At 43.2% G+C, this 18,957-nt stretch carries 19 protein-coding genes and 1 pseudogene; 12 read left to right on the forward strand and 8 right to left on the reverse strand.

From position 1 onward, the window contains the following. Positions 1–13 precede the first annotated feature (13 nt). Positions 14–1,288, forward strand: coding sequence for a dihydrolipoamide acetyltransferase family protein (locus AAGG74_RS02870; protein WP_429674476.1), 1,275 nt, complete (start codon positions 14–16; stop codon positions 1,286–1,288). A gap of 49 nt (positions 1,289–1,337) precedes the next feature. On the opposite strand, the gene AAGG74_RS02875 is transcribed toward AAGG74_RS02870, so the two are convergent. The 3 genes from AAGG74_RS02875 to AAGG74_RS02885 form a co-directional block, all read right to left on the reverse strand. Beyond that, on the reverse strand, positions 1,338–2,183 hold the full coding sequence (locus AAGG74_RS02875; RefSeq protein ID WP_225493766.1) for a MerR family transcriptional regulator: 846 nt from the start codon (positions 2,181–2,183) through the stop codon (positions 1,338–1,340). Between the two features lie 74 nt (positions 2,184–2,257). After that, positions 2,258–3,427: a multidrug efflux MFS transporter Bmr gene (bmr, locus tag AAGG74_RS02880; RefSeq protein WP_162102495.1), complete on the reverse strand. Its 1,170-nt coding sequence runs from the start codon at positions 3,425–3,427 to the stop codon at positions 2,258–2,260. 101 nt (positions 3,428–3,528) lie between these two features. Next, the gene (locus AAGG74_RS02885) at positions 3,529–4,422 is read right to left on the reverse strand and encodes a YegS/Rv2252/BmrU family lipid kinase (RefSeq protein ID WP_429674477.1); all 894 of its coding nucleotides are present in this window, start codon (positions 4,420–4,422) and stop codon (positions 3,529–3,531) included. Between the two features lie 159 nt (positions 4,423–4,581). Here AAGG74_RS02885 and brxB point away from each other — a divergent pair, with 159 nt between their 5' ends. The 6 genes from brxB (at position 4,582) to AAGG74_RS02915 (ending at position 9,128) form a co-directional block, all read left to right on the forward strand. Further along, complete coding sequence (brxB, locus tag AAGG74_RS02890; RefSeq protein ID WP_162102497.1) at positions 4,582–5,019, forward strand: bacilliredoxin BrxB; 438 nt, start codon at positions 4,582–4,584, stop codon at positions 5,017–5,019. A gap of 265 nt (positions 5,020–5,284) precedes the next feature. Beyond that, complete coding sequence (gene artP / locus AAGG74_RS02895; protein WP_429674478.1) at positions 5,285–6,052, forward strand: arginine ABC transporter substrate-binding protein ArtP; 768 nt, start codon at positions 5,285–5,287, stop codon at positions 6,050–6,052. Between the two features lie 79 nt (positions 6,053–6,131). Next, positions 6,132–6,791, forward strand: a complete 660-nt coding sequence (gene artQ / locus AAGG74_RS02900) for an arginine ABC transporter permease ArtQ (protein ID WP_162102499.1) — start codon at positions 6,132–6,134, stop codon at positions 6,789–6,791. After that, complete coding sequence (gene artM / locus AAGG74_RS02905; RefSeq protein ID WP_225493768.1) at positions 6,784–7,506, forward strand: arginine ABC transporter ATP-binding protein ArtM; 723 nt, start codon at positions 6,784–6,786, stop codon at positions 7,504–7,506. Before artQ ends, artM begins: the two co-directional genes overlap by 8 nt. 72 nt (positions 7,507–7,578) lie before the next feature. Next, positions 7,579–8,547: an aromatic acid exporter family protein gene (locus tag AAGG74_RS02910; RefSeq protein ID WP_162102501.1), complete on the forward strand. Its 969-nt coding sequence runs from the start codon at positions 7,579–7,581 to the stop codon at positions 8,545–8,547. A 77-nt stretch (positions 8,548–8,624) separates the two neighbouring features. Continuing rightward, positions 8,625–9,128: a L,D-transpeptidase gene (locus tag AAGG74_RS02915; RefSeq protein ID WP_429675229.1), complete on the forward strand. Its 504-nt coding sequence runs from the start codon at positions 8,625–8,627 to the stop codon at positions 9,126–9,128. A 20-nt stretch (positions 9,129–9,148) separates the two neighbouring features. Here the strand turns inward: AAGG74_RS02915 and prli42 are convergent, their stop codons facing one another. Then, positions 9,149–9,241 carry a stressosome-associated protein Prli42 gene (gene prli42 / locus AAGG74_RS02920; RefSeq protein WP_162102503.1) on the reverse strand — a complete coding sequence of 31 codons (93 nt, stop codon included), beginning with the start codon at positions 9,239–9,241 and terminating at the stop codon, positions 9,149–9,151. Between the two features lie 87 nt (positions 9,242–9,328). On the opposite strand from prli42, the pseudogene mce reads away from it, so the two are divergent. From mce to AAGG74_RS02935, 3 genes and pseudogenes are all read left to right on the forward strand, one after another. Then, positions 9,329–9,752, forward strand: a pseudogene (mce, locus tag AAGG74_RS02925) (methylmalonyl-CoA epimerase). After that, the gene (locus tag AAGG74_RS02930; protein ID WP_429675230.1) at positions 9,745–11,268 is read left to right on the forward strand and encodes an acyl-CoA carboxylase subunit beta; all 1,524 of its coding nucleotides are present in this window, start codon (positions 9,745–9,747) and stop codon (positions 11,266–11,268) included. Before mce ends, AAGG74_RS02930 begins: the two are co-directional and overlap by 8 nt. A gap of 17 nt (positions 11,269–11,285) precedes the next feature. Continuing rightward, complete coding sequence (locus AAGG74_RS02935) at positions 11,286–12,401, forward strand: M20/M25/M40 family metallo-hydrolase (protein WP_429674479.1); 1,116 nt, start codon at positions 11,286–11,288, stop codon at positions 12,399–12,401. A gap of 44 nt (positions 12,402–12,445) precedes the next feature. On the opposite strand, the gene AAGG74_RS02940 is transcribed toward AAGG74_RS02935, so the two are convergent. The 3 genes from AAGG74_RS02940 to mifM all read right to left on the reverse strand — a co-directional run bounded on the left by AAGG74_RS02940 (position 12,446) and on the right by mifM (position 14,479). Then, a complete protein-coding gene (locus tag AAGG74_RS02940) occupies positions 12,446–13,174 on the reverse strand; it encodes a YqjF family protein (protein WP_429674481.1) in 729 nt (242 codons plus the stop codon). Positions 13,175–13,334: 160 nt separating this feature from the next. After that, complete coding sequence (locus AAGG74_RS02945) at positions 13,335–14,162, reverse strand: membrane protein insertase YidC (protein ID WP_162102507.1); 828 nt, start codon at positions 14,160–14,162, stop codon at positions 13,335–13,337. Between the two features lie 29 nt (positions 14,163–14,191). Further along, positions 14,192–14,479: a membrane protein insertion/folding monitor MifM gene (mifM, locus tag AAGG74_RS02950; RefSeq protein ID WP_075746683.1), complete on the reverse strand. Its 288-nt coding sequence runs from the start codon at positions 14,477–14,479 to the stop codon at positions 14,192–14,194. A gap of 73 nt (positions 14,480–14,552) precedes the next feature. Between mifM and AAGG74_RS02955 the strand changes: the two genes are divergently transcribed. Further along, positions 14,553–15,797 carry a DNA polymerase IV gene (locus AAGG74_RS02955; RefSeq protein ID WP_162102508.1) on the forward strand — a complete coding sequence of 415 codons (1,245 nt, stop codon included), beginning with the start codon at positions 14,553–14,555 and terminating at the stop codon, positions 15,795–15,797. Between the two features lie 109 nt (positions 15,798–15,906). Continuing rightward, positions 15,907–17,316, forward strand: a complete 1,410-nt coding sequence (gene gndA / locus AAGG74_RS02960; RefSeq protein WP_429674482.1) for an NADP-dependent phosphogluconate dehydrogenase — start codon at positions 15,907–15,909, stop codon at positions 17,314–17,316. A 115-nt stretch (positions 17,317–17,431) separates the two neighbouring features. Here the strand turns inward: gndA and zwf are convergent, their stop codons facing one another. Further along, on the reverse strand, positions 17,432–18,901 hold the full coding sequence (gene zwf, locus AAGG74_RS02965) for a glucose-6-phosphate dehydrogenase (RefSeq protein WP_429674483.1): 1,470 nt from the start codon (positions 18,899–18,901) through the stop codon (positions 17,432–17,434). Between the last annotated feature and the right edge of the window lie 56 nt (positions 18,902–18,957).

Consider the following 18,957-nt stretch of genomic DNA (forward strand, 5'->3'; position numbering starts at 1 on the left):
GGAGGATACGATCATGGCAATAGAACAAATGACGATGCCGCAGCTTGGAGAAAGCGTGACAGAGGGGACGATCAGCAAATGGCTTGTTGCCCCCGGTGATAAAGTGAACAAATATGATCCAATTGCGGAAGTTATGACAGATAAAGTGAATGCAGAGGTTCCGTCTTCTTTTACCGGAACGATAACAGAGCTTGTGGGGGAAGAAGGACAGACACTGCAAGTAGGGGAAATCATTTGCAAAATTGAAATAGAAGGCGCGAATCCGGCTGAACAAAAACAAGAGCAGCCGAGATCATCATCAGAAGCTGAGACACCTGCAGCAGAAAGCAGCGCCGAAGCTGCCAGTCAACCGAATAAAAAGCGCTACTCGCCAGCTGTACTTCGTTTGGCGGGTGAACACGATATTGATCTGGACCAAGTGACAGGAACAGGTGCCGGCGGCCGCATTACGCGAAAAGATATTCAGCGCATCATTGAAACCGGCGGCATGCAAGAACGACGTGAGGAGCTGAAAACAGAAGCGCCAAATGCAGAGTCAGCACCAAAGCCGGAGCGGAAAGAAGAGATTTCATATCCTGCATCTGCTGCCGGAGATAAAAAAATCCCTGTTACAGCCGTAAGAAAAGCAATTGCTTCCAATATGAAACGCAGCAAAACGGAAATTCCGCATGCTTGGACGATGATGGAAGTAGACGTCACAAATATGGTGGCATACCGCAACAGCATTAAAGATTCCTTCAAGAAGACAGAAGGCTTTAATGTCACGTTTTTCGCCTTTTTCGTAAAAGCTGTCGCTCAGGCGTTAAAAGAATTTCCGCAAATGAATAGCATGTGGGCGGGCGACAACATCATTCAGAAAAAAGATATCAATCTTTCAATCGCCGTTGCGACAGAGGATTCTTTATTTGTTCCGGTGATTAAAAACGCGGATGAAAAAACAATTAAAGGCATTGCGAGAGAAATTACTGAGCTTGCCAAAAAAGCAAGAGATGGAAAACTCTCAGCAGATGACATGCAGGGAGGAACATTTACCGTCAACAATACTGGTTCGTTTGGATCTGTTCAGTCGATGGGCATCATCAATTATCCTCAGGCTGCGATTCTTCAAGTGGAATCCATTGTCAAACGCCCGGTTGTCATGGATCATGGCATGATTGCTGTCAGAGATATGGTCAATCTGTGCTTGTCCTTGGATCATCGCGTGCTTGACGGCCTTGTGTGCGGGAGATTCCTCGGTCGCGTGAAACAAATTTTAGAATCGATTGATGAGAAAACATCTGTTTACTAATAAGCAAAAGAGCATTTTTTGAAACATAATTTCAAAGAATGCTCTTTTTTTATGCGTCTGATTCAGCGATTCGGATTTTCATTTCGACTCGATATTCATCTTGTTTTTTGGGTGAGTAATGGATCGGTATAATTAATTCGTAAACATCACTGATCACAGTTAATTGGCGGTCTATAATATACTTGATAAGCTTCTGTAAGTTGAGAAAATAATGCTCTGGTGAAAAATGATACGCGATACAAACATACCTTCCTTTAGGAATCGTGGTGATTTCCATATCTGGCGTAATGGAAGAAATTTGTTTGTTTGTCAATACAGGCGTAAAGATATGACGGTATGTCATTTCATCAATGCTGGTATATGGCTGAAATGAGAAAGTAGCACCGTAGCTATTATTCGTAAATCCATCTGTTGATTCGATAAATTGTTTTAGTTTGCTGTAGGAGGCGTTGAGCACGTTTTCAGGTCCGACCCCGCCAGCCTCTGTCTGAATGATTCGGGTTTCTTCTTCATCTAAAATATACACCTCACCGTTCGCGGGGTACTCCATCTGACGTTTCATCCGCTTTTTCACCAGTGAAATGGTTTTTTTCAATGTTGATAAAAAATCTAATTTCTCCCTGATTTGCTTCTCCTGCTCTGTATAAAAAGCAAACAGTTCTTCCATCTCTAAGTCCTGTGCCTTTTTCATCTCTTCTAAAGGTGTGCCGATATATTTTAATGATTTGATCAAATCCAGATGAATAAGCTGAGAATCTGAATAATAGCGGTAGCTGGTATCCGGGTCGACGTAGGCAGGTTTAAATAAATCAATTTTATCGTAGTAGCGGAGCGCTTTAATCGACACGTTTGCCAGTTTTGAAACGTCTCCAATGGTGTAATACGATTCCTCCATGTCATCACTCCTTCTATGATCAGTATAAATAAAAAGCGCATTCTTTGCAGTATACAAAAGAACACGCTTCTTATTTATGTGCTGGTTTTGAGATGTGCAGGCGCTTTCCACGCTATAGTCAGCGCAATGCCTACGGCTAAGGCAGCCGTTGCAAAGTAGAATGGGTAGTTTACATCGACATCAAACAGCATTCCGCCGATAATAGGACCGAAGACATTGCCGATACTTGTAAACATTGAATTCATTCCGCCGGCAAATCCCTGTTCATTTCCCGCCATCTTTGACAGATAAGTCGTTATCGCCGGCCGCATGAGATCAAATCCGACAAATACGGTGACTGTAACAAATAGAATCGCAATGTAAGAATGTACGATTGTCATTAAAAATACAAGACTCGTCGAGAGAATTAAGCTATACCGAATGAGATGGATTTCACCAAACCATCTTGTAAAGCGGTCGAATAAGACGACCTGCGCGATGGCGCCAACAATCGCTCCGCCTGTTACCATAATGGCAATGTCACTGGCTGTAAATCCGTATTTATGATCAACGAATAACGCAAATAACGATTCAAATGACGCTAAACCAAAAGATGAAATCAGGATAATAAGAAAGGCGATGAAATACATAGGTGCAAAAATCCGTTTAAAGCCTTTCTTTTGGCCCTGTAATTCTTGATTCTCAGGGTTTCGTTCCGGTTCGCGGAGCAAAAGCATTGATAAAATGGATGCCAGCAAGGCAAAAGCCGCCGCAAAGAAAAAAGGCAGGCGGGAGTAGATCTCAGCTAAAAACCCTCCGATGCCCGGACCGATAATAAAGCCTGTTGAAATAGCGGCTGACATATAACCGAGCGCTTTCGGCCGCGTTTTAATGGTTGTGATATCCGCAATAAAAGCCGTGACCCCAGGCATAATAAAAGCAGCGCTGACTCCCCCAAGCATACGGGAAATAAATAAAACTTCAACTGTGTTCCCGATGGCGAATAAGAACTCTGAAACACTAAAGAACAACAGACCGATTACGATCATGATTTTACGTCCGAAACGGTCGACCCATCTCCCGCCTATTGGTGAAATGATGAGCTGTGTAACAGCAAAGCAGGCCACCATATAACCGACCGCGGTACCTGATAAATGCAATTCATTCATAATGGTAGGTGTGACCGGGATGACAAGTCCGATCCCCAAAAACGCAATAAATAAATTGATTAATAGTATTGTCAGGGTCATATTTTGTTTCTCCATGTGACTTCCCCTTTTTTCGAAAGTGTATCTTTTATACTGTAAAGCCTCCTCTTAGGGGAGAGTCAACGGATTTACAACATCTTTCTAACAGTATTCGATCCTTATTCGCCACGTGGGACCAGCATATCAATATGTCCCGGCAGTACTTGAATCACCGCAGGCGTTTGAGTATAAACTTCTCCATCTGTATCCGCTTTTTTAACAGTGTCTGTTTCAATTTCGATACGGGAGGCCTGAATATAGGACAGCTCTCCGGTGAAGCGATCAGCTGTGTCCTGTTCCAAGCTTATGAGCTCCCGTAATGCAGAAAGGTTGGTGCTGCGGCAAATGAGGACATCGAGTAAGCCGTCTTTTATACTAGCATCCGGCAGGTGGATTCGATTCGTTCCAATGTATTGTCCATTCATGACAAGCAGCATAACAGCTTCTTCTTTTCTTTCTTCCCCATCGATTTTTAAGGTCATCGAAAACGATTCAGCAGATGAGACGGTCCGCAATGCACTTGTAAAATAACTGATTTTCCCTAATAAAGCTTTTTCCGCTTCGTTAATTTGATTCGATGTTTCTGTAATCAGGCCGATCCCCCAAAAGTTTAAAAAATAACGATCGTTCATTTGACATACATCTACACTTGTTTTTTTTCCTGATACGAGTGCTTCCGCAGCCTTTGCGAGATTTTGAGGGATGCCCAGCATTCTTGAAAAGTCATTGCATGTGCCGCCGGGCAAAATTCCGACCGCGGGTTTTCGTTCTAAAACACTGATGGCGTTTATGCATTGGTGAACTGTGCCGTCGCCGCCAAGAATAAAGACGGTATCAACAGAATCATCAATGGATTGGCAAAAATAATACGCATCATCCTTTTTCTTTGTTTGTTTAATGATGACCTCATCAAAAGATTGCGATAAAACCGGCACTACAGCACCCAGTGCCTTTTCTATATTTTTGTTTCCGGCATTTCCGTTATGGATTAATAATGTTTTCCTTTGGCTCATACAAAACGGCTCCTTTTTTTACATCTGGTTATACTATCCCCTTTTTCTGTAAGCTGTAAACGAAGGCCAAAAAAAGTGTAAGGCCAAGCAATGTTATTTGCCGATCCGGACGTTTCCTTGCTATCATAAGAACAGATGATGAAAAAGGAGAGGTCTTCATTGAACATGGACTTTAATTTATTTATGAATGATATTGTCCGCCAAGCGAGACAAGAAATTGCTGCTGCCGGATATACTGAGCTGAAAACCGCTGATGAGGTAGATGCGGCACTTACGAAGAAGGGAACGACATTGGTTATGGTAAACTCTGTTTGCGGATGCGCAGGCGGAATTGCACGACCGGCTGCATACCATTCCGTTCACTATGATAAAAGACCTGATCAGCTCGTTACTGTTTTTGCCGGACAGGATAAAGAAGCGACAGCGCGCGCGCGCGACTATTTTGAAGGATACCCGCCATCTTCTCCGTCCTTTGCGATTTTGAAAGACGGAAAAATCATGAAAATGGTGGAACGCCACGAAATTGAGGGCCATGAACCAATGGCTGTTGTGGCAAAGCTGCAAGAAGCCTTTGAAGAATATTGTGAAGAAGTATAAGACCAACACCCGGATGCCTAAGCGGCTCCGGGTTTTTTGTGCATAAAATGCCAAAGAGATATGAATAAATATTAAAATATTATACATTTGGGTATACAGTGAATCTGTTTTTATCTCATCATATCAAAAAGAGATTGCTGGTAAAATAAGCTTATAAATAATTTTTAAAAATAGTATTGCATAAAAATAAGAAACTGTTTAAAATACATATTAACGAATAAATATTCAAATACACCAAAAGTAATGAATATGGGGGAAATGAATCATGAAAAAATGGCTCTTATTACTTGTAGCTGCCTGTATCACTTTAGCGTTATCCGCTTGCGGGTCAAGCAACTCCGGCTCAGCTGACGGCAAGAAAAAAATAATTATGGGCACTTCGGCGGATTACAAACCGTTTGAATATAAAGAAGACGACAATATTGTCGGCTTTGATGTAGATTTGGCAAAAGCGCTTGCGAAGAAGGCGGGCTACGAAATTGAAGTGCAGGATATGGACTTCAACAGCTTAATCACAGCACTGAAATCAAAACAGGTGGATATCGTACTGTCAGGTATGACACCGACGCCTGAGCGTAAAAAACAAGTTGACTTTTCCGATGTGTACTACACAGCGAACCATATGATTGTCAGCAAAAAAGACAGCGGCATTACATCTCTGGAAGACCTGAAAGGAAAAACAGTCGGTGTTCAGCTTGGCTCTATTCAGGAAGAGAAGGGGAAAGAACTTTCTCCGGAATATGACTTTAAGACAGAAGACCGCAACAGAATTTCTGATTTAGTGCAGGAAATCAAATCTGACCGCTTTGACGCCGCCATTATCGAAGACATGGTAGCGGAAGGGTATTTCAAATCAAATGACGACTTGCAAGGCTTCGTGATTCCTGATGCGAAAGCGGAGGAAGCCGGTTCAGCGATTGCTTTCAGAAAGGACAGTGAACTGACAGACAAATTCAATAAAGCGCTCAAAGAAATGAAAGACAACGGAGAGCTCGAAAAATTGAAGAAAAAATGGTTCACTGGCCAGAAGTAAAAAAGCGGCTCAACTTTTTCGTTGAGCCTTTTTATTGAATAGGAAATCTTTTTTCCTGTAAGAAAAGGAGACAAAGGCTATGAATTTGGATTTTTCAGCAACAATCCCCCAAATTCCTTTTATATTAGAAGGCTTGGCTATTACGTTGAAAATTGTCATTGTATCAGCCATTATCGGACTTATACTAGGTATTGTGCTAAGTTTATTCAAGATCAGCACGTTCCGACCGCTCAGCTGGATCGCTGATTTTTATACTTCGGTGTTCCGCGGAACGCCGTTAGTGCTGCAGCTTATGATCGTGTATTTCGGACTTCCTCAGCTGATCGGATTTCAAATTGATCAGTTTTGGGCGGCGGTTGCCGCATTGTCATTGAATTCTGCCGCATATGTATCGGAAATTATCAGAGCCGGCATCAATGCCATTGATAAAGGACAAAAAGAGGCGGCTGTTGCACTCGGTGTCCCATATGGAAAAATGATGAAGGATCTGCTGCTGCCGCAGGCCTTCAAAAATATTTCACCCGCCATTATGAATGAATTAATTACACTAACAAAAGAATCGGCGATCGTCACTGTCATTGGGCTTGGTGATGTCATGAGACGCGCATATCAAGCTGGCGCCGCCACTTACAATTATCTTGAGCCGCTTATTATCGCCGGATTGATTTATTATGTGCTTGTCTTGATTTTAACGTTTATCGGCAAGGCTGTAGAAAGGAAGCTGAAATCCAATGATTAAGGTTGAAAAGCTGTCAAAATCATTTGGGAAACACGAAGTATTACAAAATATATCAACAACAATTGCTGAAGGTGAGGTTGTTGCCATAATCGGCCCTTCTGGTTCAGGCAAATCAACATTCCTTCGCTGTTTAAACCTGTTGGAGAAGCCTAACGGCGGAACCATTACAATCAAAGACAAAGAGATTACGAAGCCGAAAACCAACACATTAAAGGTCCGGGAAAACATCGGGATGGTTTTTCAGCATTTTCACCTCTTTCCGCACAAAACCGTTCTCGAAAATATCATGTACGCGCCTGTTAATGTAAAAAAAGAATCAAAGCAGGCTGCAAAAGAAAAAGCAGAAGAGCTGCTCCGCAAAGTTGGCCTTTTTGAAAAGAAAAACGACTATCCAAACCGTTTATCAGGCGGACAAAAGCAGCGTGTGGCCATCGCCCGGGCACTTGCGATGAATCCGGAGGTTATGCTGTTTGATGAACCGACTTCTGCACTTGACCCAGAAATGGTCAAAGAAGTGCTCCAGGTAATGAAAGAGCTGGTTGAAACCGGTATGACGATGGTGATTGTCACACATGAAATGGGCTTCGCAAAGGAAGTGGCTGACCGTGTCCTGTTTATGGACCAAGGAACGATTGTCGAGGATGGCAATCCGAAAGAATTTTTTCTTTCGCCAAAATCCAAAAGAGCGCAGGACTTTTTAGAGAAAATATTATAGAATATAGAAAAAAGAAGAAGTCTGATCGCTTCTTCTTTTTTATTGAAGAAACAAATAGAAATGGAGTACGACATGTTTAAAATTGGTTACCGCACAATAAAGACCGCGCTTGGAACAGCTTTGGCTATTTATATAAGCCAGCTTTTGCATTTGCAAAACTTCGCATCAGCAGGAATTATCACCATTTTGTGCATTCAAATCACACAAAAACGGTCGCTTCAGGCGTCATGGGCCCGCTTTGCCGCATGCTGCCTGGCAATTCTTTTTTCTTATCTCTTTTTCGAGCTGATTGGCTATCATCCGTTTGTGATCGGAGCCCTTCTTTTGATATTCATTCCGATTACGGTTCTGTTAAAAATTAACGAAGGAATTGTCACTAGTTCTGTTATTATCCTTCACTTGTACATGTCCGGCGGTATTACGCTTGCTTTCATCTGGAATGAGTTTCAGTTGATTACAGTTGGCATCGGTGTCGCTCTATTGATGAACTTGTATATGCCAAGCCTTGACAGAAAGCTGATTGCCTATCGCAAAAAGGTAGAAGATAACTTTGCTGTGATTTTCGCAGAAATAGAGCGGTATTTGTTAACGAGTGAGCAAGATTGGACCGGAAAAGAAATTACCGAAACGCACCAGCTCCTCACAGAGGCAAAAAATCTGGCATACCGAGATGTGCAAAACCACATTCTGCGTTACGAAAATTCACATTATCATTATTTTAAAATGAGAGAAAAACAATTTGAAATTATTGAACGTCTTCTCCCTAAAGTAACTTCTATCTCTATTACGGTGGAGCAGGGAAAAATGATCGCTGAATTTATTCACGATTTGCGGGAAGCGATACACCCGGGAAATACGGCATACATATTTCTAAAAAGACTTGCTGATATGAGAAAGGAATTTGAGGAGATGCCGCTTCCAGAGACCAGAGAGGAATTTGAAGCAAGAGCGGCTCTCTTCCATCTGCTCGGCGAATTGGAACAATATTTAGTCATCAAAAGTTATTTTAAAGGAATAAAGGCACAAAAATCACTTGCATGATTCGCATGAGCTCTTCCTTCATTGGTCAACCTAATGAAAAAGGAGGAGCTGATGTGTTTTTTTTATGTTCGATTTTTATGATGATATCTCCGATTTGGCCGCTTGGCGAAAACCCGCTGCCAGGCGATCCATATGTCATTGTCAACAAGAGAACAAACGAACTGGCTGTTATCCTCGACAGCAAAGTAGAGGGTGTGTACAGCGTGGCGACTGGAAAAACAGACGATCTAACGCCAGAAGGAGAGTTTTCAATAACGGTTAAAGCGGTGAATCCTTTTTACAGAAAGAAAAATATAGAAGGAGGATCTCCTGACAACCCGCTTGGGGCAAGATGGATTGGCTTTGACGCAAAAGGAACAGACGGGCGGATATACGGAATTCATGGCACAAACCGTGAAGAATCAATAGGGGGATTTGTGTCTAACGGCTGTATACGTATGCATAACGATGAGGTCATTCATTTGTTTCGAACGATTCCGGTGGGCACAAAAGTGCTGATTACGGACGACAACCGCTCTTTTGAGAGAATTGCCATTGAGCATAAAGCTTTGATAAAAAAGCAGGATGTTCCCATACAATAAGGCCGCCTGCTTTTTTACCGTTAGAAAAACATCATGATTCCTGAGAGTACAGTTGAAAGAATAAAAACGCCCAAAATCACGATTAAAACGCTTTTCATTAGTTTTTGAGACATGGTTTCACTCCTTAGATCATCTGACTATATTTTAGCGCGTTTTGATTGGGCGGACAAGCGATATCTATTTAGAAAGCAGGGATGAAAATGAACAGGCTTGACCATATCGGGATAGCCGTTTTTTCGATAGAAGAAGTAAGAAGCTTTTATGAAGATATATTGGGGCTTGTGTGTCTTCATCAAGAAACGGTAGAAGAGCAAAAGGTGAAGGTTGCATTTTTTCAGGCGGGAAATGTCAAGCTGGAGCTGATAGAGCCGTTGACACCTGACAGCCCCGTCTATATATTTTTAGAGAAGAAGGGGCAGGGGCTGCATCATGTTGCGTTTTCGTGCACCGGCTTATCTGAACAGCTGCAAACATTGTCTGATCGGAAAGTTCAATTGATTGATAGGTATCCGAGACAGGGAGCAAATGGTAAAAAAATCGCCTTTCTTTCTCCGCAGGAAACAAACGGCGTGCTTGTAGAGCTTTGTGAACTGAAAGGAGACCAAAACAAATGAACATGAATGAGCATATTGATCATTTATACACGAGACGCAGGCAGGCAGAACAAGGAGGCGGGCATGAAAAGCAGACCAAACAGCGGCAAAAGGGAAAACTTACCGCTCAGGAAAGGATCAGGTTTCTTCTTGATCAGGACAGCTTTATCGAGCTTTATCCCTTCATGGAAAGCAAAGTGTTAACAAGAGAACAGCGTATTTTAGGAGATGGAGTTGTGACAGGATACGGCACAATTGACGGCCGCTCCGTATATGTATTCGCGCAAGACTTCACAGTGTTCGGCGGAGCGCTTGGCGAAACCCATGCCAAAAAAATCTGTGCACTAATGGATTTGGCGGCAAAAAATAAGGCGCCGATTATCGGGCTGAATGACTCAGGTGGTGCGAGAATTCAAGAGGGTGTGGTATCATTAGATGGATACGGTCACATATTTTACCGAAATGTCTTATACTCTGGAGTTATCCCGCAAATCTCGGTTATTTTAGGGCCGTGCGCTGGTGGTGCTGTGTATTCTCCGGCACTCACAGATTTTATTTTTATGGCTGAACAGACAGGGCGGATGTTTATTACCGGGCCGAAGGTGATTGAAAAAGTGACAGGAGAACAGATTGATGCGGAGAGCTTAGGCGGAGCGGGAATACATAATGCCGTCAGCGGAAACGCCCACTTTTCCGGACATACGGAGAAGGAGGTTCTGACAGGAGTGAAAAAACTGCTGTCTTATTTGCCGCTGAATGGTCAGACAACAGCACCGCTACCGGAAAAAGAAGCCTCTAAATCGTCATTAAACCATCTCGTGCCCGCTGACACAACAAAGCCGTACGATGTTCGAACGGTGATTCAGGAGCTGGCTGATCCGCAGTCTTTTTTTGAGATTCAGCCGTTTTTTGCGAAGAATATTGTGATCGGATTTGCCAGGCTGGGTGAAAAAACAGTCGGCATTATTGCAAGTCAGCCGAAGCATCTGGCAGGCAGCCTGACGATTGACGCTGCTGATAAAGCGGCAAGATTCATCCGTTTTTGCGACGCATTTGATATACCGCTGTTAACTGTCGAGGATGTCCCGGGATTTCTGCCGGGTGTTCAGCAGGAGCATAACGGAATTATCAGACACGGAGCAAAATTATTGTTTGCTTATGCAGAAGCGACCGTACCGAAAGTCACACTCATTATTAGAAAAGCGTACGGCGGCGCTTATGTCGCTATGAACAGCAAAGCAATCGGAGCAGACCTTGTGTTTGCGTGGCCGAATGCTGAAATCGCAGTGATGGGGTCAGAAGGCGCGGCATCAATTTTGTACGAAAAGGAAATAAAAGCTTCAGCAGACCCCCAAAAGGCAAAACGTGAAAAAACAGCTGAATACAAAAAGCAAAACGCGGGCCCATACAAAGCGGCGGCCTGCGGAATGGTCGATGACATCATTTTGCCGGAAGAATCAAGGAAAAGACTGATGCAAGCTTTCCGCATGCTTGCACATAAGACAGAAGAGAGACCGAAAAAAAAGCACGGTAACATACCGCTTTAATATGGAGGGACTTACAAATGGTGAATGAAAAACGCCTGCTGGAAGAATTTTTAGAACTTGTCCAAATTGACTCAGAAACAAAACACGAAGCAGAAATTAACAAAGTGCTGAAACGAAAATTTTCTGATTTAGGTGTGGACGTCAAAGAAGACGATACAATGGATATCACTGGCCACGGAGCCGGTAACCTGATCTGCACATTAAAAGGAACAAAACAAACAGACACGATCTATTTTACATCTCATATGGACACAGTTGTACCTGGAAACGGCGTAAAACCGGTTGTTGAGGAAGGCTATGTCAAAACAGATGGCACGACGATTTTAGGTGCTGATGATAAAGCAGGGCTGGCTGCAATGTTTGAAGCAATTAAAGTGCTGAAAGAAAAAAACATTGAACACGGCACGATTGAATTCATCATCACAGTAGGCGAGGAATCAGGTCTGATCGGAGCGAAGGCGCTTGACCGTTCTATGATTACGGCATCCTACGGCTATGCCCTTGACTCAGACGGAAAAGTCGGAAATATCATTGTGGCAGCACCGACACAGGCAAAGGTAAGAGCATCCATTTACGGAAAAACTGCACACGCAGGGGTTGAACCTGAAAAAGGCATTTCAGCTATTACAATCGCTAGCAAAGCCATTTCAAAAATGCCATTGGGCCGCATCGATGCAGAAACAACAGCGAACATCGGCCGGTTTGAAGGCGGTACACAAACAAACATCGTGTGTGATGAAGTCCATATTCTTGCAGAAGCGCGCTCTTTAGTTCCTGAGAAAATGGAAGCACAAGTTCAAAAAATGAAAGCTGCTTTTGAAGCGGCTGCTGCCGAAATGGGCGGACGCGCAGAAGTCGAAATTGAAGTCATGTACCCGGGCTTTAAATACAAAGACGGTGACCAAGTTGTTGAAATCGCGAAAAAAGCGGCAGCTAAAATCGGACGTCCGAGCGAGCTGCAAACAAGCGGCGGCGGAAGCGATGCGAACGTAATTGCCGGTCATGGCATCCCAACAGTTAACCTTGCTGTCGGTTATGAGCAAATTCATACGAAAAATGAAAAAATGCCGGTCGAAGAACTCGTCAAAACGGCCGAAATGGTTGTTGCCATTATTGAAGAGGCGGCAAAATAAAAAAGAAAACCCGGTGCGGGAAATCGCATTCGGGTTTTTTGCGTTTAGCTCCATTTTCGAAGCGGCCAAAATAACACATCCTGTTTTTTAGCGTAATGAAGCAAGGGGTCTGAATCTGGCAATGTAAGATCATGAGCATCAGCCACCGTATTGACTGAAATATCCGCCTCGGCATGTTGCAGCAGCCACGGATGATGATGAATGTCTTCGTAAAAGAGCTTGTTGCGATAAGCGGTATAGAGCCTATATCGTTCTGTCAGCCAATAATCGAGTGAATGCTCTTCCGCTGTAAAAGGGGCTGAAACAGGCCGGTATGCGGCGCGGAATACGGCTTTCCCGCCGTCTCTCCGCTTGCTGACATAGTTAATGCCGTCACCGTTTTTCTCAGCTTTCATATCTGCGTGAAAATATGGCAAATGAAAGAACGTGCGAGCACCCAAGACCGCCGGCCGGTGATCAGCATCTAAACTGAAAAAATAAATCCCGGGCTTGCCTTTATATGTGACATAGGTGCGGAGGTTAAGCTCGGGAAAAGCACGCGCACCGGGAATGGGAGGGAGGAAACGCGCCCTTAGATTCGTAAGCATAAAGGGGAGCATACTGACCCAAGCCTGTCCGTTATATGTATCTAATTCTAAAACTGGAGGTACCAAAGCGCGAAGGATAGAAAAATCAACAGGCCAGTGGGCAAATAAGACATCATTCCATGTTTGTCTCATGATCCACTTTCCTTCAGGCACAGATATATTTTTTTGCTGAAAGCGTTCTGTCACGTATATGCTCCTTTCAGTTAATATGAGTAAAGGTATTCCCGGTTTCTCTCTTTTTAAACGAAACATCTGTTTGTAGGGCCGCCATTTTCTCTTCAGTCCTGACAGAAAAGGATTAGGTAAAACAAAAAACAACCCCGGCTTTTCGCTCGGGGTTGTTTCGCTATTTCACCGTCTCTGTAAGAGCAGCGGCTTTTTTATTTTTATGATGCGTCAGCTGTAGGACAACATTTTGCACTGTCAAGAACAGCCCGCTTGTGAACCAGTACAGCGGAAGGGCTGCCGGTACATTAAGCGAGAAAATCGTCATCATCACAGGGAAGATGAACACCATCAATTTTGCAGACTGCTGTGCCGCAGGGTTTTGCGGGACAGCGGAATATTTCGCGCTCAGCTTTTGAGCGATATAGGCTTGGACAAAATACATAATCCCTGCACTAAGGGACATGAGAATATCAGATTGCCCTAAACTGAACCATAGAAATGAGTGTGACGCAATTTCAGGTGTTGAGCGAATCGCATAATAAAGCCCAATCATAATCGGAGACTGAATCAGCATTGGAAGACAGCCCATCGCAAGCGGGTTAATATTGTGCTCTTGATACAGCTTCATCATTTCCATTTGCAATTCTTTTTGCTTTTCCGGGTCCTTCGTCTTTTTTAAGTTGGCCTGAATGCTGTCAACCTGAGGTTTAATAACGGCCATTTTCTCTTGAAATATGCGCTGTTTTTTGAACTGATTGACAAACAAAGGCAGTACAACCACACGCACAATAATAGTGACGAAAATAATAGAGAGTCCGTATTCTCCGCCAAACAGTCCGGCAACACCTTTAAGCAGAGCGGAAAACGGTTCGATTAAATAGTCGTGGAAAAAACCGACGTTGCTGAGGCCTCCCACCTGATTCGTCGCCGCGAATGCAGCATTGCCAGAACATAATACGAACACAAAGATTCCTAAAGCTATCAGTTTTTGATACGTTTTTAACAATTTGTTCTCCTCCTTTTTATAAATGCGATTTATAAAAGAAGGGAACTCGCGTCTTCGTCATCGTTCACAGGCGAATTCATGCGGAAGACTTTACGTATCCAAGTTGTAATGCGATGATATATAATAATAAGAAAGTCTGTTCGGTTAATTTGAAAGACTGTCTGATGTTCGTCTGTTCGTTTAGATTTCCATTGCTCGCCGGCACGGCACTCTCGTAAGAGGAATGCAATCCCGATTGCCGTCAGAGCCGGTAGAATAATTGTGAAAAAATCGACTAAGAATAAAACGTCATTTATCGATTCCACAAACATTGTAATCACATCCATTCAATACCTTCATTTTACTATATGTACAAGCCGTTGTCTAATGAACGAAAAGGGAGATTTGTTTATGCCGGGAAAGGGCCGCATTATTTATCATATTGATATGAATAGCTTCTACGCATCGGTAGAAATGGCATATGACCCGGCACTCCGAGGGAAGCCTATCGCCGTTGCCGGAAACGTAAAGGAGCGAAAGGGCATAGTGGTGACATGCAGCTATGAAGCAAGAGCGCGCGGTGTCAAAACAACGATGCCGGTTTGGGAAGCGAAGCGCAATTGTCCTGAGCTCATCGTTCTTCCGCCGAATTTTGATCGCTATAGAAGCTCTTCAAGGGCGATGTTTAACATCCTCCGTGAATATACTGATCTGGTAGAGCCTGTCTCCATCGATGAAGGGTATATGGACATGACCGATACACCCTACAGCAGCCGTGCGCTTGAAACGGCAGAAGAAATCCAAAACAGGCTGCAAAAAGAGCTGCTGCTTCCATCAAGCATAGGAATCGCGCCGAATAAATTTCTCGCTAAGATGGCATCTGACATGAAAAAGCCGCTTGGCATCACGATTTTAAGAAAGAGGCAGGTCCCTGATATCCTTTGGCCGCTCCCTGTGGGAGAGATGCACGGAGTTGGCAAAAAGACAGCCGAAAAGCTGAAGGGGCTTGCCATTCATACGATTGGAGAGTTAGCTGCAGCTGATGAACACTCGCTGAAGCGCCTGCTAGGCATTAATGGGCCGCGCCTTAAACATAAAGCAAACGGCATTCACCTTGCACCGGTTGACCCGGAGCGCATTTACGAATTTAAAAGCGTCGGCAACTCATCAACACTTTCACATGATTCCAGTGATGAAGAGGAGCTGTTAGGGGTTTTCAGAAGGCTGTCCGCCTCTGTGAGTGATCGCTTACAGCGTAAAGAAGTGATGGCTTCGAAGCTTTTTATTATGATTAGATATGCAGATTGGAAAACCATTACGAGAAGCATCACGTTGAGAAACCCGATTGATCAAAAAAATGACATTATGAAAGAAGCAGAGCATCTCTTTTTTAAACACTGGAATAAAAATCCTGTCAGACTGCTTGGCATTACCGGAACGGATTTAGTAGAAAAAGAGCAGGCCTATAAGCAGCTTGATTTGTTCAGCTTTAATGAAGATGCGAAGGACGAGCCTATTCAGCAGATGATTGAAAAGCTGAATGAGAAATACGGCTCCAAATTGATTAAAAAAGGGGCAAGGATAAAAAAAGAGGAGAGCAAAACAAAGGGGACAAGCTTTAATAAAGATTTTTTTCAAGATGAAAAGAAAAGCTGAATCGCTTGAAAAAAAGGGTGAAAGTATGGTAATTTCTTTAATATAAATATCATTTTATTTTAATTTAAATTTTAAAATGATTAAACGTTTGCAGAAGGGACGTTAGAATATGTCAAAACAACAAATCGGCGTTATCGGTCTTGCGGTCATGGGTAAAAATCTGGCTTTAAATATCGAAAGCAGGGGATTTTCTGTTTCTGTTTACAACAGATCAAGCAGTAAAACTGAGGAGTTTTTGCAGGAGGCAACAGGCAAAAATGTTGTTGGCACATACAGTATTGAAGAGTTTGTGCAATCCTTGGAAACACCGCGTAAAATCTTATTAATGGTTAAAGCGGGAACTGCAACAGATGCGACAATTCAATCTCTTCTTCCTCATCTAGAGAAGGATGATATTTTAATTGACGGCGGAAATACATACTATAAAGATACACAGCGCCGTAACAAAGAACTCGCTGAAAGCGGCATTCACTTTATCGGAACAGGCGTTTCCGGCGGAGAAGAAGGAGCGCTTAAAGGGCCTTCTATCATGCCTGGCGGACAAAAAGAAGCACATGAGCTTGTAAAGCCGATTCTTGAAGCGATTTCTGCAAAAGTTGACGGTGAACCTTGTACGACATATATTGGCCCCGACGGTGCAGGCCATTACGTAAAAATGGTCCACAACGGTATCGAATACGGAGATATGCAGCTGATTTCTGAATCATACTTCATTTTGAAACAAGTGCTAGGTCTTTCAGCTGACGAGCTTCATGACGTTTTTGCTGAATGGAATAAGGGTGAGCTTGACAGCTATTTGATTGAGATTACAGCTGACATCTTTACGAAAAAAGACGAAGAAACAGGCAAACCGCTTGTTGATGTGATTCTTGATAAAGCAGGCCAAAAAGGAACAGGAAAATGGACAAGCCAAAGCGCACTTGACTTAGGTGTTCCGCTTCCGATTATTACTGAATCTGTATTCGCACGCTTTATCTCAGCTATGAAGGAAGAGCGTGTGAAAGCGAGCGGCATTCTTTCAGGACCAGACGTGAAGCCTGTTACCGAAAATAAAGCAGAGCTGATTGAGGCAGTGAGAAAAGCGCTGTTCATGAGTAAAATCTGTTCTTATGCACAAGGATTTGCTCAAATGAAAGCTGCTTCTGAAGAATATAACTGGGATCTGAAATATGGCGAAATCGCTATGATCTTCCGCGGTGGCTGCATTATCCGCGCGGCGTTCCTTCAGAAGATCAAAGAAGCTTACGATCGTGAGCCTGAGCTTGCCAACCTTCTTCTTGACAGCTACTTCAAAAATATTGTGGAAAGCTACCAAGGGGCGCTTCGCCAAGTGATTTCGCTTGCTGTCGCCCAAGGTGTTCCGGTGCCATCATTCTCAAGTGCATTAGCTTATTATGACAGCTACCGTACAGCGGTATTGCCTGCAAACCTGATTCAAGCACAGCGTGACTACTTTGGCGCTCATACTTATGAGCGTACGGATAAAGAAGGCATCTTCCATACTGAATGGATGAAATAATGAACAAAAACCCCGAAGCCTTAAAGCTTCGGGGTTTTTGTTGAATGACAGGAATGCCTTATGGACAGATAAAAAAAGCCGGGTATGCTCATAAGCATTTCCGGCTTTTTTTATCTTATATATTCCACCAGTTCAAGCCGTCTTTCGCCAAAAGATCATCTGATGCTTTCGGTCCCATAGAGCCTGATTCGTAGTTTGGTGACAAGGTTTTATTTGCTGCCCATGTTTCAGAGATGGAGTCAACAAAGCTCCATGAAAGGGCAACTTCATCCCAGTGTGCAAAGTTTGTTGCATCGCCAAGAAGGCAGTCATGAATTAATTTTTCATATGCTTCAGGGGTATTCATTTCGTCATTGCAATTGCTGCAATAATCCAGCTTGATTGGCTGAGCGTGTGCTCCTCCTCCGAGCTTTTTGGCATTTAGATAAAGCGTAATGCCTTCGTCAGGCTGAATATGGATGACGAGCAAGTTCGGATTCATGTTGCTTTCATTGCCGTAATACAGATTCATCGGAATGTCCTTAAACTGAATGACAATTTTTGTAGACTTTTCTTTCAATCGTTTTCCGGTGCGGATATAGAATGGAACGCCAGCCCACCTAAAGTTATCGATCAAAAGCTTTCCTGAAACAAAGGTTTCTGTATTGGAGTCAGGAGCGACATTATCTTCATCCGTATAAGCGGGAACCGGCAGGCCGTTAATTTCCCCAGCCTGATATTGTCCGCGCACAAAATACTCATCCACTTCATCTGTTTTAACAGGACGCAGCGCTCTCAGCACTTTTACTTTTTCGCTTCTGATTTCTTCTGTATTCAATTTGATCGGCGGCTCCATAGCAAGAAGGGCAACCATCTGCATCATGTGGTTTTGCACCATGTCACGCAGAGCGCCTGATTTTTCATAATATCTTGCACGGTCTTCGACGCCAAGTGATTCACTCGATGTGATTTGAACATTTGAGATGTAGCGGTTTGTCCAAAGCGGTTCGAAAATCGCATTGGCAAATCGGATGACTTCGATGTTCTGTACCATTTGTTTGCCTAGATAGTGGTCGATTCTGTAAATTTGATCTTCCGTAAATGCTTTGCGGATTTCTGTGTTCAGTGCCTGTGCGCTTTGCAGATCATGGCCAAACGGCTTTTCAATCACAAGGCGGGACCATCCGGTTGTTGCCGTAACACCTTCTGATTTTAATGTTTTTGCAATTGTGCCGAAGAATTCAGGCGCCATTGCCAAGTAGAACATTCTATTGTTCGGAATTTGATATGTATCTTCCAGCTGGTTAAGCAATACGTTAAGTTCTTGATAAGAGCTAGGGTTTGTCACATCAAATGGGTGATAATAAAAATGAGACGTGAAATCATCTATATGTTTATCAGCAGATGAGGCAATAGAAGTTTTAACCGTTTGGCGAAGGTCCTCATTAGACCAAGGTCTTCTTCCAACTCCTACAACTGCGAATTCTTCTCCGATTTGTCCGTTTTGATATAAACGGTGAATAGACGGATACAATTTTCGTTTTGCTAAATCTCCAGTTGCACCGAATATGACAATTACTGCTTTTGGTTGTTGGTTTGTTTTCACTAAAAGTACCTCACTTTATTCGAAGCTTTATTTTAGTACACCCCGTATATTTCCTT

Source organism: Bacillus mexicanus, assembly GCF_050445615.1.
GTDB lineage: Bacteria > Bacillota > Bacilli > Bacillales > Bacillaceae > Bacillus > Bacillus mexicanus.

Bases quoted from the DNA above. Each gene is read 5' to 3' on its own strand.
- artQ (WP_162102499.1), top strand. From the start codon at position 6,132: ATGAATTTGGATTTTTCAGCAACAATCCCCCAAATTCCTTTTATATTA.
- AAGG74_RS02915 (WP_429675229.1), top strand. From the start codon at position 8,625: ATGATGATATCTCCGATTTGGCCGCTTGGCGAAAACCCGCTGCCAGGC.
- artM (WP_225493768.1), top strand. From the start codon at position 6,784: ATGATTAAGGTTGAAAAGCTGTCAAAATCATTTGGGAAACACGAAGTA.
- AAGG74_RS02870 (WP_429674476.1), top strand. From the start codon at position 14: ATGGCAATAGAACAAATGACGATGCCGCAGCTTGGAGAAAGCGTGACA.
- gndA (WP_429674482.1), top strand. From the start codon at position 15,907: ATGTCAAAACAACAAATCGGCGTTATCGGTCTTGCGGTCATGGGTAAA.
- AAGG74_RS02875 (WP_225493766.1), bottom strand. From the start codon at position 2,183: ATGGAGGAATCGTATTACACCATTGGAGACGTTTCAAAACTGGCAAAC.
- AAGG74_RS02955 (WP_162102508.1), top strand. From the start codon at position 14,553: ATGCCGGGAAAGGGCCGCATTATTTATCATATTGATATGAATAGCTTC.
- AAGG74_RS02930 (WP_429675230.1), top strand. From the start codon at position 9,745: ATGAATGAGCATATTGATCATTTATACACGAGACGCAGGCAGGCAGAA.
- AAGG74_RS02885 (WP_429674477.1), bottom strand. From the start codon at position 4,422: ATGAGCCAAAGGAAAACATTATTAATCCATAACGGAAATGCCGGAAAC.
- prli42 (WP_162102503.1), bottom strand. From the start codon at position 9,241: ATGTCTCAAAAACTAATGAAAAGCGTTTTAATCGTGATTTTGGGCGTT.
- AAGG74_RS02935 (WP_429674479.1), top strand. From the start codon at position 11,286: ATGGTGAATGAAAAACGCCTGCTGGAAGAATTTTTAGAACTTGTCCAA.
- artP (WP_429674478.1), top strand. From the start codon at position 5,285: ATGAAAAAATGGCTCTTATTACTTGTAGCTGCCTGTATCACTTTAGCG.
- AAGG74_RS02910 (WP_162102501.1), top strand. From the start codon at position 7,579: ATGTTTAAAATTGGTTACCGCACAATAAAGACCGCGCTTGGAACAGCT.
- bmr (WP_162102495.1), bottom strand. From the start codon at position 3,427: ATGGAGAAACAAAATATGACCCTGACAATACTATTAATCAATTTATTT.